The organism is Lentzea sp. NPDC020367 (assembly GCF_044387305.1).
In the GTDB taxonomy this organism is placed as follows: Bacteria; Actinomycetota; Actinomycetes; order Mycobacteriales; family Pseudonocardiaceae; genus Lentzea.
The window spans coordinates 52,009-68,667 of the sequence record NZ_JBIRVV010000029.1 but is presented as its reverse complement, the minus strand read 5'-3'; the positions used below and the strand labels follow the sequence as shown (position 1 = coordinate 68,667).

The following is a 16,659-nucleotide window of genomic DNA, read 5'->3' as shown; positions in this document are numbered from 1 at the left end:
TACCCGCAGGCGGCGCCACCCCCCGATCAGATTGCCGGGGGTCTGGGGGCAGAGCCCCCAGGGGAAGCACGCAAGGCGACCAGGCCGCCCGCAAGGTGACCACCCGCAAGGTCGCGGATCGCCCAAAGTCAACGCAACCCAGCAGTCTCCGTAACCGCCCTCAACGCAGCCACCACAGCCGAGAACGGCGGCAAGAACGGCTTAACCGGCGGAACATCCCCCAACCACCGAACCCCACCCCCGTCAATCCGCGAGGGCGGCAACGGCACCAACGTCCCCAACCGATGCGTCAGGGCCCCTCGAGCCCGCAACCGAATCAAGTTCACCTGCGAAGCCTCATCAGCAGACTCAGTGAGGATGAGCCACCGCCCAGGCGCACCGGCCCCCGAAGGCAACACCACAACGGGCCCGCCAAGCATCCGAACGGACAGGTAGTGCTGCACCTCCCCACCGATCCCAGCCGCCATCTCCACAGCGGAAACGCCATGATCGGTGGTCAGCAGCAACCGGTTCTCCGACCGCAACACGAGCCATCCCCAACTCGAGTAACGCTCCAGCGCCCCGGAGAAGGTGTCGAGCTGCGGCAGAACCCCGGACGGCAGGCTCCCGGACGGCAGAACCCCTGACGGCAGTACTCCCTTAGGCGAGTTCATCGATCTCACCCTCACTCTGTTTCAGTACGGTGTAACTCCGATCACACGATTTGACTCTCCGCCGCCATGAACTCACTATCGGGCCGCCATCGGCACACTCGAACGGGGCTGGAGAGCGTGACTCACCTGCGGGAACGGCATGTCACCATGATCGCGCTGGGTGGCGTGATCGGAGCGGGTCTGTTCGTCGGGACGGGCGTGGGCATAGCGCTCGCCGGACCGGCGGTCCTCATCTCGTTCGGACTTGCCGGAATTCTGGCGTTGCTCGTCCTGCGCATGCTCGGGGAAATGGCCGCAGAACATCCGAGCGGCGGCGCGTTCTCGGTGCACGCGGAGAAGGCGATCGGCCCGTGGGCGGGCTTCACGGTCGGCTGGACCTACTGGGCGGCGGTGGGTGTGGTGCTCGCGGTCGAGGCGACCGGCGCGGCCAAGATCGCCTCGGGCTGGGTCCCGGCGATCCCGCAGTGGGCCTGGGTGCTGATCTTCATGGCCGCGCTCACCGCCGTGAACCTCGCGGGCGTCCGCAACTTCGGCGAGTTCGAGTTCTGGTTCGCCGGCCTGAAGGTCGCCGCGATCGTCCTCTTCCTCGCACTGGGCGTGGCGGCCATCGCAGGGGTCGTCCCCGGTTTCGACTCCCCCGGCACGCAGAACCTCCACGACTTCCTCCCCAACGGCTGGGGCGGCGTCATCGCCGGGTTCATGGCGGTGGTGTTCGCGTTCGGCGGCTTGGAGGTCGTCACGATCGCCGCGGCCGACGCGGCAGACCCGAAGCACGCCGTCAAGAAGGCCGTCCGGACGTCCATGACGCGGCTGCTGGTCTTCTACCTCGGCTCGATGGCCGTGGTCGTGACGCTCCTGCCCTGGAACGACTCCGAGGTCGGCGCCAGCCCGTACGTGGCGGTGCTCAACCGGCTCGGCATCCCCGCGGCCGGGAAGATCATGAACGTCGTCATCTTCGTGGCACTGCTGAGCGCCATCAACGCCACCCTCTACGGCGCCGCGCGCATGCTCAGCTCGCTCGCCGAACGCGGCGAGGCCCCGAAAGCACTCCTCAACAAAACGAACGGTGTCCCGCGCAACGCCGTGCTCGCCTCCACGGCGTTCGGCTTCTTCTCCGTGCTCCTCAACTACCTGTGGCCGGACACGGTGTTCCTGCTGCTGCTCAACGCGGTGGGCTCGGCGCTGCTGGTCGTCTGGGCGTTCGTCGCGATCTCCCAGATACGCCTGCGCCGCACGTACGAGAACCCGGCGGTCCCCATGTGGGGTTACCCGTACCTCTCCTGGGTGGCGCTGGCGGCGATCCTCGGCATCATCGTGCTGATGCTCAGCGACGAGCAGGCCCGCGGCCAGATCCTGTCCACGGGCGTGCTCGTCGCCGTCATCGCGGCCGTGGCTCTCAGCAGGTCAGCCTTGCAGCGGCGAAGTCTCCTCGATCGAACCTGACGCCGTCACCGCCGTCGCCGACCACCAGCCGCAGGAACTTGGCGCCCTTCAACGATCCCGTGAGCGACACGGCGTCGTCCCGCCACGTCCGCAGCCCGCTGTCGGCGACCTTCGTGCCGTCCGCCCAGACCTCGAAGACCGCCGACCCGAGCTGGTTCACGTCCCGCTCGTCGTCGATGCCGACGTCGGACGAGAACGACGTGCAACGCCCACCGACGTACAAAATCAACTCGGCTTGAGCGTGCGCGCCAAGTCCCTTCTCGTACGTCTTCCCGTTGATGGTCAACGTCTTGCCGTCACCACCGAGGTAGCCGCCGTTGGACCGGTCCCGCTCGACCGGCCCGTACCCGCTGCGCTCGGTGGTGAACTGAACAGCACTCGCCCACACCTCCCCTGACGGCCCGGCGCCGGGCACGAGCACCCCGGCCTCCACCGGCCGCGTCAGCTTGCCGTGCCCGACCCAAACCACGCCCAGCGAGCCACGCAACGCATGCGCTCCAGGAACAACTCCCGCAGGTGGCGTGATCCGCCACCGGCTCTGCACCGACTGCGAGGTCAGCAACACCGCAGCGCGTTCGGAAGAGAGCTTCTCGACCTTCCACCCGGCAGGCGCCACGAACGAAGTCGATGCGTTCAGCAGCGGAATCGGCGCCTGGTTGGTCGCCGTCACGGAAGCCACGAACGGCTCCCCAGCCGGCGTGAGGGTGCCGGGAATGCCGGGAACCGAGGCCTCGACGTCCAACGACGTGTCGATCGCCGGCTCGTGCCGGTACCAGTCCTGCGACGCCTTCACCCGGAAGATCGCGGTGCCGTGCGGAGGCAACGAGGCCGAGATCTGCCCGGCGGACTGGAAGTTCTTGCCCTGCCACAGATCCCGCACGGTGTACCCGACGCTCGCAGGCAACCCGAGCGCACGCGCGGAGGTCGAGATCGTCGCGTTCACCTCGGACTCGTTGAACAGCGCCACCGCCCTGTCCCCGTTCGCCAGGGGCTTCACGAACACCCAATGCCCGTCCTTCTGCTGGATCACCTTCCCCTGCACGCCCAGCCGGTCCTGGTTGACCGCGATGATCTCCTTGTTGCGCAACACGTCCAGGTGCTCGGCCGAGATCTTGCGCAGGTCCGCGCCGATCAGCAGCGGCGCCGCCATGATCGACCACAGCGCGAAGTGGCTCTTGTACTCGACCGTGGTCTGCCGGCCGTTGCCGACCTCCAGCATGTCGGGGTCGTTCCAGTGCCCCGGCCCTGCATGGGCGTCCAGCGGTGCGTTCAGCTTCAGGATCTCGACGGTCTTGGACCAGGTGTCGTTGATGTCACCGGTGGTGCGCCACAGGTGCCCGACGCCCTTGCCCCACTCCCAGGGCTTGTTCTGGCCCCACTCGCAGATCGAGTAGACGATCGGGCGACCGGTCTTCTTCAGCGCGTCCCGCATCTTCGTGTAGCGCTCCAGGGCGGGACGGCCCTCGTTGTTGCAGTTGTCGTACTTGAGGTAGTCGACGCCCCAGTCCGCGAACGTTTGCGCGTCGATCTCCTCGTGGTCCAGCGCACCCGGCATGGTCTTCGCGCAGGTCTGCACACCGGCGCTCGTGTAGATGCCGAACTTGAGGCCGCGCGCGTGGATGTAGTCACCGAGAGCCTTCATCCCGCTGGGAAAGCGAACGGGGTGGTGGCGCATCCGGCCCGTCGCCGGGTCGCGGGTGGCGTCGGCCCAGCAGTCGTCGACGTTGACGTACTGGTAGCCGGCGTCCTTGAGCCCCTTCGTCACGAAGATGTCCGCCATGTCGCGGATCATCTGCTCGTTGATGTCGCAGCCGGTGGTGTTCCAGTTGTTGAACCCCATCGGCGGCGTCAGCGCCAACGTCGGGTCCACGGCCAGGGCAGGTGTCGCGGGGACGACCACGGACGCTGCGACGAGCGTCAGCGCGGTGAGCAGTGATCTCACTTCGGCTTCTCCAAGGTGATCGCGAAGACGTGCAGGCGTGGCCCGCTCGTCCTGGGCAGGGTGACGGCGGAGAGCTCTCGGGCGGCGTCCAGTCCGACGGACTGGTGGAAGATCGACACCTGTCTGGTCACCGGACCGGACGGCGTGTGCATCAGCGTCGTGGCAACGGGTTCCGACTCGCCGAACTGCGGCCGCTGCTGCCAGGCCGTCACCCGGAACCGGGCAGGCACGGCACCGTCGGCGTACACCACCGCGCCGTCCGCCTCCACGTTGCCGGTGTCGGCGGCCGCGAGCAGGTGCAGCTTCACGTACTTCCCGGCGGGAACGGCGAGCGTCTGTCCATTCGCGACGACGTTGTTCCTGCTGGCCTCGTCACCGTTGTGGAACTCGAACAGAACGCCGTCGTCGGTGACGGACCCTGTCTGCGGCAGCTGCGCGGCCGGATAGGTGTCGCCCAGCCCGTCGAAGTCGCCGTCGCGACTGGTGAACTCGTTGGACAGCCCGTCGTTGTCGAACGACGCGCTGATGTCCACCGGCACCGCGCTGCCACCAGGCAGCAACGCGGGCAGCCCCCAGCGCCTGCCCGGCGACGTGATCCGCACCGGCGCGATGGTGAAGTCGCGCTCGCCCTTCGCGTGGATCAGGGCCTCCTGGCCCCTCTGCAGCCCCAGCTCGACCACGCCGTCCCGGACGCTCCACCGCGCGCAGCCGCGCACGATCAGCGGCCCGTCGATGCCCGTGCGGACGCGGCACGGCTGGCCGGCCTCGCTGCGCACCCGCACGAACCGCGTCCTGCCGCCCCGCCGCACCGCGCTGACCAGGAACGCGCCCTCGGTGCGGGTGTCGTGGATCGTGACGTCCTGCCAGACCGACGGCACGGCCGGGAAGATCCGGATCAGGCCGCCCCAGCTCTGGATCAGCATGTCCTGCAACGACTTCGCGGCGCTCAGCGGCGTCTCGATCACCGGCCCCGCCTCGAAGTACATCGTGTTGGGCTGCGCGAACCTGGCCACGAACTCACGCAGGTAACCCAGTGCGTCATCGCCTTTGGTCATCTGGGCTGCGATCGACGCGGCACCGGTGAAGGTGAAGCCCCGCAACGACCCCTCGAAGCTCAGCCAGTGCTTCAGCGAGCGTTCGATGAGGTCACGGCGTTCCGGCTGCTCCCAGGTGACCTCGTGCAGCGGGTAGACGGCGAGCAGGTGCGAGTAGTGCCGGTGCGACTTCGCGAACGGCACCCCGGTGCCGATCATGAACCCGCCCGCGTCCACCGGGTACTCGACGAGCTGGTCCAGCACCTCCTGCCAGCGCGGGGCCAGCGGGTCGGAGATCTTGAGGATCTTCGCGGACTCGATGAGCGTGCGGCACGACCAGCGCAGCAACGCGAGGTCGTAGTTGCAGTCCGGCGCGACGCCGTACTCGGGCGAGTAGGTGGGCAGCAGGTGCAGCCTGCCGTCGTCGCCCTTGCGCAGGAAGTGCAGGTAGTAGTTCGTGGATCGGCGCAGCACCGGAAAAACCGTGTCGCGCAGGATCCGCTCGTCCATGCTGTGGCGGTAGTTCAGCCACGCGTTGTGCAGCAACCACGGCAGGTTGCCGATCTCCGGGTCCGGTGACGGGTGCAGTGGCGAGCCGACGAACCCGGCGTCCTGAAACGTCGGATCGGTGCTGCGCCGCAACCCCATCGAGTCGGCCCGGAACTCGGGCCGCAGCGCGTCGACGAGGATCTGCTGGTGCTGCGAGAGCGTGCGCGGGATCGGGTCGAGTTCGAGGTGGTTCGACGCGAGCACGGGCCAGTACTCGAGCTGGGCGTTGAGGTTGAACCACACCGACGGCCACGGCGTCGGCTCCAGCCACGGCCCGGAGGTCGGCATGATCGGCGCTTCCCGGCGTGCGCCCGACGCGAGCTTGTACAGCTGGATCCAGTAGAAGCTCTGCATCAACGCGTCCGGCACGGACACGAAACTCTTGCGGTAGAAGCGATGCCACCACTTCTGATGCTGTTGGCGCAGCACTTCGGGCGCCAGCGCCGTGGTGATCGCGGTCCTGACCGCACCCTCGGCGGTCCTGTCCGGAAACGAATGTTCCACGGACAGAAGGAGATCCGTGCGGCCGTGCCGCTCGCGCTTCCGGTACGCCGTGGCCGTCTGTCCGCCCGCGACCATCTCCTGGGTGACGAGCGTCAGCCCGTTCACGGTCCGGGTGACGGGTTCGGGGTTGAGCGGGAACGTCGCGGGCGGTGGCTCGCGGATCGTGCGCGGACTCAGTGCGTCGAGCGCCTGGAACTCCAGCTCGACGGCCTGTTCGCCGCTGGTGGGCCGAACTTCCAGGTGCAGCAACGACTTCTCGGCGTGCACGAACAGCCTGATCGCCAGCTCACCGCGATCCGTGACGATCTTGCCGCGCAGTTCGGCGTTCCACAGGTCGAGCCGCAGGTCGACTCCGGTGATCCGGCCGACCGGCGTCAGCAGCAGCCGCCCGACCGGCAGCCGGGCCACTCCCCACTCGTTGCCGAACTGCGGCCGGTGGTCCTGCACCTTCGCGTGGTCGACGGTGAACCGGACGGCGTTCGCGCCCGGCTCCCGGTAGACCGCGGTGGCGAGAAACCCGTTGCCCAGGAACGGTCCCTCGTACCAGGCACGCGGAATCCGTTGCCACACCAGGTCCTGCTCGCCGAGGAACCTCTCCCAGTCGATCCTCGTCGTGCACCCGGAAGTCTCCGCTTCCGCTCCGGCGGGCAGCGCGGTGAGCGCTGCTCCCGCCACCACCCCGCCCATGAGCCCGCGCCGCGACAGCTCCACTCCAGCACCCTTCAGGTCCGTTGGCGGCGGCGCCCAAAGATCGGATGTGTACGTCCGTCGGCAGCCTAGGTCCGCCAAAGAAGACGGTCAAGACCGGTCAAGCCTCGGATGTAAGCGTTTACCGGAAGTACGCTGAGTCGGCCGCGAACCCTTGGAGGATGCTCATGATCGCGCGTTCCTACCCGTTCGGTCCGGTGGACGGGCTCGACCTGCACCCGACCTACGCCGCGCTGCGGGACGAGGAGCCGCTCGCCCGCGTCAAACTCCCCTACGGGGAAGAAGGCTGGCTGCTCACGAGATACGACGACGTCCGATTAGCGCTCAGCGACCCGAGGTTCAGCCTCGCGCAGGCGGCCGTGCGGGACACGCCCAGGATGGGCCCGACGCGCATCGGCGCGATCCTGACCGACATGGACCCGCCGGATCACACCCGCCTGCGCCGCCTGCTGTCGCACGCGTTCACCGTGCGCCGCGTCGAACAGCTGCGCGACACCGCGCACCAGGTGGCCGGCGACCTGCTCGACGAGATGGAGAAGGCGGGCCCACCGGCTGATCTCCTGACGGCGTTCGCGATTCCGTTGCCAGGACTGATGGTCTGCGACCTGCTCGGCGTCCCGTACGCCGACCGCGACCACTTCCAGTCGCTCGCCGAGGCGTTCATGTCGACCACGGCGATGACCGACGACGAGAAGCTGTCGAAGCTCGGCGAACTGGCGGGCTACCTGGCGGGCCTCGCCGACCAGCGCCGCGTGCACCAGGAAGACGACCTGATCAGCGCTTTGGTGGTGGCACAGGAGGAAGGCGACCGGCTCACCGCCGAGGAACTGGTGCAGATCACGGTGTTGCTGCTCGGCGCCGGCTACGACTCGACCGCGAGCCACATCGTCAACTCGGTCCACACCCTGCTGACGCACCCGGACCAGGCCGCGCTGCTGCGCGCCCGGCCCGAGTTGATGCCCGGCGCCGTGGAGGAACTGCTGCGGTGGATCCCGGGACAGGAGATCGCCGACATCCTGCCCCGCTACGCGTTGGAGGACGTCGAGCTGAGCGGCGGCACCGTGCGCGCGGGTGAACCCGTGCTGCTCGCGAAGCACGCGGCCAACCGCGACCCGCGCCAGTTCCCCGACCCCGACCGGTTCGACGTGACGCGCAACGCCAAGGGGCACCTCGCGTTCGGGCACGGACCGCACCACTGCATCGGCGCTCAGCTGGCGCGGATGGACGTGCAGGTCGCGCTGACGGCGCTGCTCGAACGGTTCCCGGACCTGCGCCTGGCCGGTGACGTGCGGTGGCGGACGGGCATGGCGATGCGAGGCCCGCTGGCCCTGCCGGTCACGTGGTGAACTAGGCGGACCGGCTTTGCGGGGTCAGCACTTCGTTGATGGAGTCGAGCGAGATCCCGAGCGCGCCCGCGAGAGCGGCGATGGTGAAGAACGACGGCGTGGGGGCACGGCCGGTCTCGATCTTGCGCACGGTCTCGGCGGACAGGCCGGCGCGGGCCGCGATCTCGACCATGCTCTCCTCGCCGCGGGCGTCCCGCAGCATCTGACCGAGCCGCCTGCCGCGCTCCCGTTCCAGCGACGTCAGTGGGATGCGCACCATGGGTGCGGATTCTACGCGAAACAGACGTGCCGGGTGGCGTGAGAAAAGTCCGTTGCGAGGCCGGCCGATCCCGACATAGGTTCGTCTTACACACGAGAGGAGGTGGTCCGAAGTTGTATAGCAACAGGACTCGTGAGGTGGCTGTCCGATAGGACCGCCTTTTGGTGACGCCTTGTCGTAAACCCAGGCAGCCACCCGACCCCCGGACTTCGAGCGCTGGTCCCGCTCGGCCTGCTCGCGCAGGAGTCGTCCGGGGGTTGTCCCGTTCTCAGGCTTTCTTCTGCGGCTTCTTCAGCGCCAGCAGGTCCGCGACGAACGCGTCGAACGCCTCGCTGAAGTTCTCGGCCCGCACGACCGCCGACGGGTGCACCGTCACCCCGACCCGTAGCCCGTCGTGCTCCAGCACCTCACCGCGGTGCTCGGTCAGCTTGAACGACGGCCCCAGCACCGCCTTCGCCGCCACGGCCCCCAGCACGACCACGAGCCGCGGTTGCACCACGCGGATCTCCTCCCGCAACCACGGGAAGCAGGCCACGACCTGACCTCGCAGGGGCTGCTGGTGGATCCTGCGCTTGCCGCGCTCGGTGAACCGGAAGTGCTTCACCGCGTTCGTCAGGTACGTCTTCGAACGATCGATCCTGGCGGCCTTGAACGCCTTGTCCAGGAGCCGTCCGGCGGGCCCGACGAACACGTGGCCCTCGGTGTCCTCGTGGTCACCGGGGCACTCGCCCACCATCATCAGCCGCGCCGGCACCGGCCCCTCGCCGAACACGGTCTGTGACGCGTCCTGGTGCAGCTCGCACCCGTGGCACTTTGTGGCCGCAGACTGCAACGCCGCCCAGTCGGCCCCCTCAGGGACGTACTGGGCGGCGTCCGCCGTCTTGCCCGCGCTCTTACTTGTCCGAGCGGAAGGCATCCTTGACCTTCTCGCCGGCCTGCTTGATGTCGGCCTTCATGCGCTCAGCGCGGCCCTCGGCCTGCCACTGCTCGTTGTCCGTGGCGTCGCCGACGGCTTCCTTCGCACGGCCCTTGAGTTCGTCTGCCTTGTTGCTGAACTTCTCCTCGGCACCCATGCTTCTCGGTTACCCCGCGAGCACCGCTCGAAACAGTTGATAAGGTGATCACTCGCGGTTGAGAACCCAGCCGCAAGCCGATGTGACGGCTTGCCCTGGGTGTGCCCGCCCTTCGCAATGCAGCTCCAGAGCGCGTCGTCACACCGGCATGCCGCTGTGACCGTGACGACGCGAAAGGAGCAGGCGGTGCCGTCCGCGAGAATCACCGCCCTGGAGGCCGAGGTGGCGGGGCTGCGCAAGGCCCTGGTGTCCCGGACAGTCATTGGGCAGGCCACAGGCCTGATCGCCGCGCGCAAACCCTGCACACCCCAGCAGGCGTTCCAGCTGCTGGTGCACATATCCCAGCACCACAACATCAAGCTGCACGTCGCCGCAGACCGGCTGGTCATGGCGTTCGTGCACGCGCACCTCGGACGGCCCGTCGAGACGGCCGACCAGATGCTGTGGGATCACGTCGACGCGACGACCGCGAACGACTCCGGTGGAAGCGGCGACGGATTCGCCGAGGAGGTCAGCAGCACGTCTCCCTGAGGTAGCGGGACGGGGGTCGTGCCCAGGTTCACCACCACGCGGATCGTGCCGCGGTGCACCACGAAGCACTCCCCGTCCTGCTCCACCACGACCCTGTCCAACCGCGGATCGGCCAGCTCCGGGCGGGAGCGGCGCAACGCGATCAGGGCGCGATAGGTGTCCAGGACCACGGCGTGGTCGCCCTCGCCGGCCTCGTCCCAGCGCAGCCGCGAATTTTCGACGGTCTGCGGCGACATGGGGTCCGGCACGTCGGACTCGCCCCAGCCGTGCCGGGAGAACTCGCGCCGCCGGCCCGTCCGGACCGCCTCCGCGAGCTGCGGGTCCGGGAAGGACGCGAAGAACTGCCACGGCGTCGAGGCCGCCCACTCCTCCCCCATGAAGATCATGGGGGTGTAGGGCGAGGTGAGCACGAGCGCCGCCGCGCACAGCAGCTTCCCCGTCGACACGGTCGCGGGCAGCCGGTCGCCGGTCGCGCGGTTGCCGACCTGGTCGTGGTTCTGCGTGTACGCGAGGAACCGGTGGCCGGGGATCAACGCCGTGTCGACCGGCTTGCCGTGGTGCTTGCCGCGGAACGACGACCACGTGCCGGCGTGGAAGAACACCTTCTCCAGCGTGTTCTTCAGCGCTCCGGGTGCCGCGAAGTCCTCGTAGTAGCCGAAGGTCTCGCCGGTCAGCGCGACGTGCAGGCAGTGGTGCAGGTCGTCGGACCACTGCGCCTGCAGGCCGTAGCCGCCGCCTTCGCGCGCCGTGACGAGCTTGGCGTCGTTCAGGTCGGACTCGGCGATCAACGTCAGCGGGCGGCCTACGGACGCCGACAGCGCGTCCACCTCGACGGACAGTTCCTCGAGGACGTGGGTCGCGCGGCTGTCCGCCAGCGCGTGCACGGCGTCGAGCCGCAGCCCGTCGACGTGGAAGTCCCGCAGCCACTGCAGCGCGTTGTCGATGACGTACCGGCGCACCTCGTCGGAGCCTGACCCGTCCAGGTTCAGGCCAGGACCCCAGTCATTGCGCCCGGCGAAGTACGGCCCGAACTTGTCGAGGTACGCGCCGGACGGCCCGAGGTGGTTGTAGACCACGTCGAGCAGCACGGCGAGGCCTCGGGCGTGACAGGCGTCCACGAACCGCTTGAACCCGTCCGGCCCGCCGTAGGGTTCGTGCACGGCACCCCACAGCACGCCGTCGTAGCCCCAGCCCTCGACGCCGTCGAAGCTGTTGACCGGCATGACCTCGACGAACGAGATGCCGAGGTCCACCAGGTGGTCGAGCCTGCCGATGGCCGCGTCGAACGTGCCCTCCGGCGTGAACGTGCCGATGTGCAGCTCGTAGATCACGCCGCCCGGCAGCGCCCGGCCGGTCCAGGCGCTGTCGGTCCACTCGAACTGGTGGGTGTACACACGGGAGGCCTCGTGCACGCCGCTGGGCTGCCACAGCGACCGCGGGTCCGGGTACGCCTTGCCCTCGATGACGAACGCGTAGTCCGTCCCGTCGGTGTCGGAGTACCACCAGTCGCCGTCGCGCTTCATCTCGTGGTCGAAGCCGTCGACGCGCACGTGCACCGACTCGGGAGTCGGTGCCCAGACGGAGAAGCTCACTGATCCCCCTGCACCAGCAACGCCACCGGATAGGTGTCGAGCAACGAGGCCAGGTCCTCGGTCGCCGGCCGCCCGGTGAGGACGTCCGTCCACTTCGAACCGGGCAGCGGCAGAACCGTGTCCTGCCAGCCCTTCTGCTCCAGCCCGACCGGCAGTCGCGTGGCCACCGTGATCACGCCGGACCGTTCGAACGCCAGCACGTGCTCGGCCGCCGGGCCCTCGGCGTGCAGCGGCCGGTAGCCGTGCAGACCCCGCTTGCGCACGTGCAAAGCCTTCTGCACCACGAGGAGCTTGGCCGCGCCCGAGTCGTCGACCTCCGGCAGCCAGCCGGACTCGATGCGCGCCAGCATCTCCCGGCGCACCTCGTAGTCGACGGGCCTGCGGTTGTCCGGATCGACCAGCGAGAAGTCCCACAGCTCGGTGCCCTGGTACACGTCCGGCACGCCCGGCGCGGTGAGCTGGACCAGCTTCTGCCCCAGCGAGTTCGACCAGCCGGGAGCCTTGATCCGCTCGGCGAACGCGGTGACCTCGGGCTCGTTCAACGCCTTCGCGGGCCACGCGGCCACCTCGGCGTCGAACTCGGCGTTGCGGTCGACCCACGACGTCCTGAGCTTGGCCTCGCGGGACGCCTTCTCCAGGTACTGGCCGAGGCGGTCCTCCGTCAGCGGCCACGCGCCGACGAGCGACTGCCACGCCAGGCGGTTCAGCGACGGTTCGGAGAGCCCGTGCTTCTGGCTCATCTCGGCCTCGAACGCCAGGTACTCGTTCGGGATCTCCGCCAGCACCGCGAGCCTCGCGCGCACGTCCTCGGAGCGCTTGGTGTCGTGCGTCGACAACGCCGTCATCGCGTTCGGCTCTGCGGACTCACGCCGCGCCGCGCGCTCGTGGAACTCGCCGACGGGCAGCCCGAACCGGTCCGGCGAACCGCCGACCTCGTTGAGCGCCACGAAGTTCGTGTACCGGTAGAACGCGGTGTCCTCGGTGCCCTTCGCGACGACCATGCCGGACGTCTGCTGGATCCTCGTCGCCAGCTCGCCGCGCGGGTCGGCGCGGACCTGCTCGTCCAACGCGCGCACCGCGGACGACCTGCTCCGCTGCACCGCGATCTCCCAGTGCCGCAGGCCCTCCGGGAGGTACGAGCGGTACACCGGGAAGTTGACCATCACCTCGGCGACGGCCTTGCAGGCCTCCTCGAACTCGACGCCCTGGACCAGCCGGGCGATCCGGCGCACCTCGGCCACCAGGATCGAGTCCGCGACCTGCTGCCGCGACGAGTGCTCGATCTCGTGGAAGTCGCCGCTGAAGGCGTCCCTGGAGGCGATGAACACACCGCAGATCTCGCGCAACGCGTCGTAACCCGTCGTGCCGTCGACCGGCCAGCTCTGCGGCAGCGACTCGTCCGGTCCGAGGATCTTCTCCACGACCAGCCAGCCGTCGAAGTGCTCGCGCAGCCGCCGGAAGTAGCCGCCGGGGTCGGCGAGCCCGTCCGGGTGGTCGACGCGCAGTCCCGTGACGCCCCACGACAACACCGCGCGGTGCGTCGCCTCGAACACCTCGGGGTCCTCGACCCGCACCGCCGCGAGCTCGGTGATGTCGAAGAACCGCCGGTAGTTCAGCTCGGTGTTGCCGCGCCGCCAGTCCACTTCGCGGTAGTGCTCGTGGACCTCGTCCTCGGAGTCCTCCCCGAGCACCGGCAGCAGCACCTGGCCGGACGACCAGTCGATGTCGAAGTACCGCGCGTACTTCGACTCCTGCCCGTTGGCGAGAACGTCCTCCCACCACGGGTTCGGCACGACCATGTGGTTCGGCACGATGTCGACGACCAGGCCGAGGTCCAGCGCCTTGAGCCGGTCCTGGAGCGCCACCCGGCCCTCGTCGCCGCCCAGTTCGGGCCGCGCGCGGGTCGGGTCCACGACGTCGTAGCCGTGCGTCGAGCCCTCCCGCGCGTCGAGCATCGGCGACGCGTACAGCGCGCCGATCCCCAGGCGCGCCAGGTAGTCCGCGACGGCGGTGGCGTCGGCGAAGGTGAAGGACGGGGTGAACTGGACGCGGTACGTCGAGGACGGCGCGCCCATCAGCCCACCCGCTGCAGCACGACGAGCGACCGCGCGGTCAGCGAGAGCTGTCCGGACGCGGCGATCGGCTTCTCGTTGCCGCCGACCTCCCCGGTCGTGGTGTCCACGACGACCCTCCACTCAGGACCGTACTCGGGCTCCGGCAACGTGACCTGGATGTCCTCGTAGTGCGCGTTGAACGCCATCAGGAACGAGTCGTCGACCACCCGCATGCCGCGCGAGTCGAGGTCGGGAATGCCCTCACCGTTGAGGAAGACGGTGATGCACTTGCCGAGGTCGTCCTCCCAGTTCTGCTCGGTCATCTCCTCACCGGCCGGCGTGAACCAGGCGATGTCGCGCAGTTCCTCGCCCTTGCGGATCGGCCTGCCCGCGAAGAAGCGCTTGCGCCGGAACACCGGGTGCGCCTTGCGGAACGCGGCGAGCGCCGAGGTGAACTCGGCCAGCTCGGAGTTGGCCTCCAGCAACGACCAGTCGACCCACGAGACCTCGTTGTCCTGGCAGTACGCGTTGTTGTTGCCGTTCTGCGTGCGCCCGAACTCGTCGCCGTTCACGATCATCGGCACACCCTGCGACAACAGCATCGTCGCCATCAGGTTCCGCCGCTGCCGCCGCCGGAGGGTGAGGACCTCCTCGTCGTCGGTCGGCCCCTCGACACCGCAGTTCCAGGACCGGTTGTGGTCCTCGCCGTCGCGGTTGTCCTCGCCGTTGGCCTCGTTGTGCTTGTCGTTGTACGACACCAGGTCGTTGAGCGTGAAGCCGTCGTGCGCCGTCACGAAGTTGATCGACGCGTACGGCCGCCGGCCGTCGTCCTGGTAGAGGTCGCTGCTGCCGGTGATGCGCGACGCGAACTCGCCCATCGTCGCCGGCTCACCACGCCAGAAGTCGCGGACCGTGTCGCGGAACTTGCCGTTCCACTCCGTCCACAGCGGAGGGAAGTTGCCGACCTGGTACCCACCGGGCCCGACGTCCCACGGCTCCGCGATCAGCTTCACCTGCGACACCACCGGGTCCTGCTGCACGACCTCGAAGAACGTCGCCAGCCGGTCCACGTCGTAGAACTCGCGCGCCAGCGTCGCCGCGAGGTCGAAGCGGAAGCCGTCGACGTGCATCTCGGTGACCCAGTACCGCAGCGAGTCCATGATGAGCTGCAACGTGTGGGGCGAGCGCACGTTCAGCGAGTTACCGGTGCCCGTGTAGTCCGTGTAGAACTGCGGGTCGTCCTCCACCAGCCGGTAGTACGACTCGTTGTCGATACCGCGCATCGACAACGTCGGCCCGAGGTGGTTGCCCTCCGCCGTGTGGTTGTAGACGACGTCGAGGATGACCTCGATCCCCGCCTGGTGCAGGGCGCGGACCATGCCCTTGAACTCCTGCACCTGGTTGAGCGGCAACGCCGAATAACCGTCGTGCGGCGCGAAGAACCCGATCGTGTTGTAGCCCCAGTAGTTGCTGAGCCTGCGCTCCGCCAGCGTGTGATCGCTGATGAACTGGTGCACCGGCATCAGCTCGACGGCCGTGACCCCGAGCTTGATCAGGTGGTCGATCATCACCGGATGCGCGAGCCCCGCGTACGTCCCGCGCAGGCGCGGCGGGATCTCCGGGTGGTCGATGGTGAGGCCGCGGACGTGCGCCTCGTAGATGACGCTCTCGTTGTACGGCGTCCTGGGCAGCCTGTCGTTCGTCCAGTCGAAGAACGGGTTCACCACCACGGACTTCGACACGTGCGGAGCCGAGTCGTCGTCGTTGCGCTCGTCCGGCGACCCGAACTTGTACCCGTACAGCGCCTCGTCCCACGACAGGCCGTTCGAGATGGCCTTGGCGTACGGGTCGATCAGCAGCTTGTTGGGGTTGCACCGGAGGCCTCGGGCCGGGTCGTGCGGCCCGTGCACGCGGTACCCGTACCGCTGCCCCGGGCCCACGCCGAGCAGGTAACCGTGGTGGACGAAACCGTCCACCTCCGGCAGCCTCACGCGTGTCTCCGTGCCGTCCTCGTCGAAGAGGCAGAGCTCGACGTACTCCGCGACTTCGGAGAACAGGGCGAAGTTCGTGCCGACGCCGTCATAGCCGGCGCCGAGCGGGTAGGGCCTACCAGGCCAGGGTCGCACAATGCTCCTCGTCACAAAGAACTAGCTACCAACAGACCATATCCGTGCGACAACGTCGTGGCATCACGCTTCGACGACGGGTACCGACGGTCCACGAAGAGACACGTACCCCGTCATCGCGCCTCGTACGCACGATGTTCGCCGGATCTCACAGAACCCTGTGCCGGCGATCCGCAGGACGCCGCGGATCATCGCGGCCGACCTCGCGGGCGGCAGGTGGGTGCGCTCGACCTCGCTGGTGGAGGGAGCGGGAAACGCGCGGCACCGCAGGGCGCGGACGACGTCCGCGCCTGTGCCGGGTGCTGGTCGGATGCGAGCCGGTAGGCCTGGTGGAAGATCACACTCGAACCTTACGAGCGGGCTCTGACAATTCCGGGCCCGCTGCGGCAGGTTCTCCCGAGAGCAGGAGCAGCTTAACTCGATCGTGTGATCGTGCAGTCAGGCGACTACCGGGTGCGGTCACACTCCTTCGTGCGCGAGAACGAGCTGTCCACGTGCGGCCGTGAGCAGCGTGCGGGCTTCCTGGATCTCCGCGTACTTCAGGTGTTCACAAGCGGCCTCAGCGCACGCCAGCGCGTGTTGAAGGGCGATGTTGTCGTCGACGGGACCCGCGTCCCGCAGCGCGTCGCGAAGGGATTCCTCCGCGCGCCGTGCCCCGACCACCGGGTCGCCGAGCGCAGTGGGTCTCACCGAAGCGAGGACCTGCTCGACGGCCAGTTCAAGCACGCCGGTTGATGTCCGCGTGCCCACGGCTGAGCTCATTTGGTACGCCACCTCCAAGAACGTTCGTCTTCCGCCGTCCGGTGACGGCACCTACAGTACTCCGCGGGTCCATGACCTGCTGT

Annotated in this window: 12 protein-coding genes; 3 read left to right on the top strand and 9 right to left on the bottom strand. The window is 68.5% G+C overall.

What is annotated here, in order from left to right:
* The first annotated feature begins 770 nt into the window (after positions 1-770).
* On the top strand, positions 771-2,096 hold the full coding sequence (locus ACH413_RS46875; protein ID WP_360049170.1) for an amino acid permease: 1,326 nt from the start codon (positions 771-773) through the stop codon (positions 2,094-2,096).
* On the opposite strand, the gene ACH413_RS46870 is transcribed toward ACH413_RS46875, so the two are convergent.
* Together ACH413_RS46870 and ACH413_RS46865 are read right to left on the bottom strand one after the other, a co-directional pair.
* Entirely contained in the window at positions 2,050-4,038 is a 1,989-nt protein-coding gene (locus tag ACH413_RS46870; RefSeq protein WP_360049169.1) for an NPCBM/NEW2 domain-containing protein, read from the bottom strand. The two genes, ACH413_RS46875 and ACH413_RS46870, sit on opposite strands and share 47 nt — an antisense overlap.
* Positions 4,035-6,836, bottom strand: coding sequence for a glycosyl hydrolase family 95 catalytic domain-containing protein (locus tag ACH413_RS46865; RefSeq protein ID WP_360049168.1), 2,802 nt, complete (start codon positions 6,834-6,836; stop codon positions 4,035-4,037). The genes ACH413_RS46870 and ACH413_RS46865 overlap by 4 nt, the downstream gene beginning before the upstream one ends.
* A gap of 164 nt (positions 6,837-7,000) precedes the next feature.
* On the opposite strand from ACH413_RS46865, the gene ACH413_RS46860 reads away from it, so the two are divergent.
* The gene (locus ACH413_RS46860) at positions 7,001-8,179 is read left to right on the top strand and encodes a cytochrome P450 (RefSeq protein WP_360049166.1); all 1,179 of its coding nucleotides are present in this window, start codon (positions 7,001-7,003) and stop codon (positions 8,177-8,179) included.
* 1 nt (position 8,180) lies between these two features.
* Here ACH413_RS46860 and ACH413_RS46855 read toward each other — a convergent pair whose 3' ends face one another.
* From ACH413_RS46855 to ACH413_RS46845, 3 genes are all read right to left on the bottom strand, one after another.
* Positions 8,181-8,438 (bottom strand): helix-turn-helix transcriptional regulator, encoded by a 258-nt coding sequence (locus ACH413_RS46855; protein ID WP_360049164.1) that lies wholly within the window; start codon positions 8,436-8,438, stop codon positions 8,181-8,183.
* Between the two features lie 268 nt (positions 8,439-8,706).
* Positions 8,707-9,354 (bottom strand): UdgX family uracil-DNA binding protein, encoded by a 648-nt coding sequence (locus ACH413_RS46850; RefSeq protein WP_360049162.1) that lies wholly within the window; start codon positions 9,352-9,354, stop codon positions 8,707-8,709.
* Positions 9,332-9,511: a CsbD family protein gene (locus tag ACH413_RS46845; protein WP_360049161.1), complete on the bottom strand. Its 180-nt coding sequence runs from the start codon at positions 9,509-9,511 to the stop codon at positions 9,332-9,334. The genes ACH413_RS46850 and ACH413_RS46845 overlap by 23 nt, the downstream gene beginning before the upstream one ends.
* Positions 9,512-9,697: 186 nt before the next feature.
* On the opposite strand from ACH413_RS46845, the gene ACH413_RS46840 reads away from it, so the two are divergent.
* Complete coding sequence (locus tag ACH413_RS46840; RefSeq protein WP_360049160.1) at positions 9,698-10,042, top strand: ANTAR domain-containing protein; 345 nt, start codon at positions 9,698-9,700, stop codon at positions 10,040-10,042.
* Here ACH413_RS46840 and treZ read toward each other — a convergent pair.
* From treZ to ACH413_RS46820, 4 genes are all read right to left on the bottom strand, one after another.
* Positions 9,961-11,634, bottom strand: coding sequence for a malto-oligosyltrehalose trehalohydrolase (treZ, locus tag ACH413_RS46835; RefSeq protein ID WP_360049159.1), 1,674 nt, complete (start codon positions 11,632-11,634; stop codon positions 9,961-9,963). The genes ACH413_RS46840 and treZ overlap by 82 nt on opposite strands.
* Entirely contained in the window at positions 11,631-13,709 is a 2,079-nt protein-coding gene (treY, locus tag ACH413_RS46830) for a malto-oligosyltrehalose synthase (protein ID WP_360049157.1), read from the bottom strand. The genes treZ and treY overlap by 4 nt, the downstream gene beginning before the upstream one ends.
* Positions 13,709-15,814 (bottom strand): glycogen debranching protein GlgX, encoded by a 2,106-nt coding sequence (gene glgX, locus ACH413_RS46825; RefSeq protein ID WP_360049156.1) that lies wholly within the window; start codon positions 15,812-15,814, stop codon positions 13,709-13,711. The genes treY and glgX overlap by 1 nt, the downstream gene beginning before the upstream one ends.
* Before the next feature lie 459 nt (positions 15,815-16,273).
* Positions 16,274-16,576, bottom strand: a complete 303-nt coding sequence (locus ACH413_RS46820; protein ID WP_360049154.1) for a hypothetical protein — start codon at positions 16,574-16,576, stop codon at positions 16,274-16,276.
* Positions 16,577-16,659: the final 83 nt, after the last annotated feature.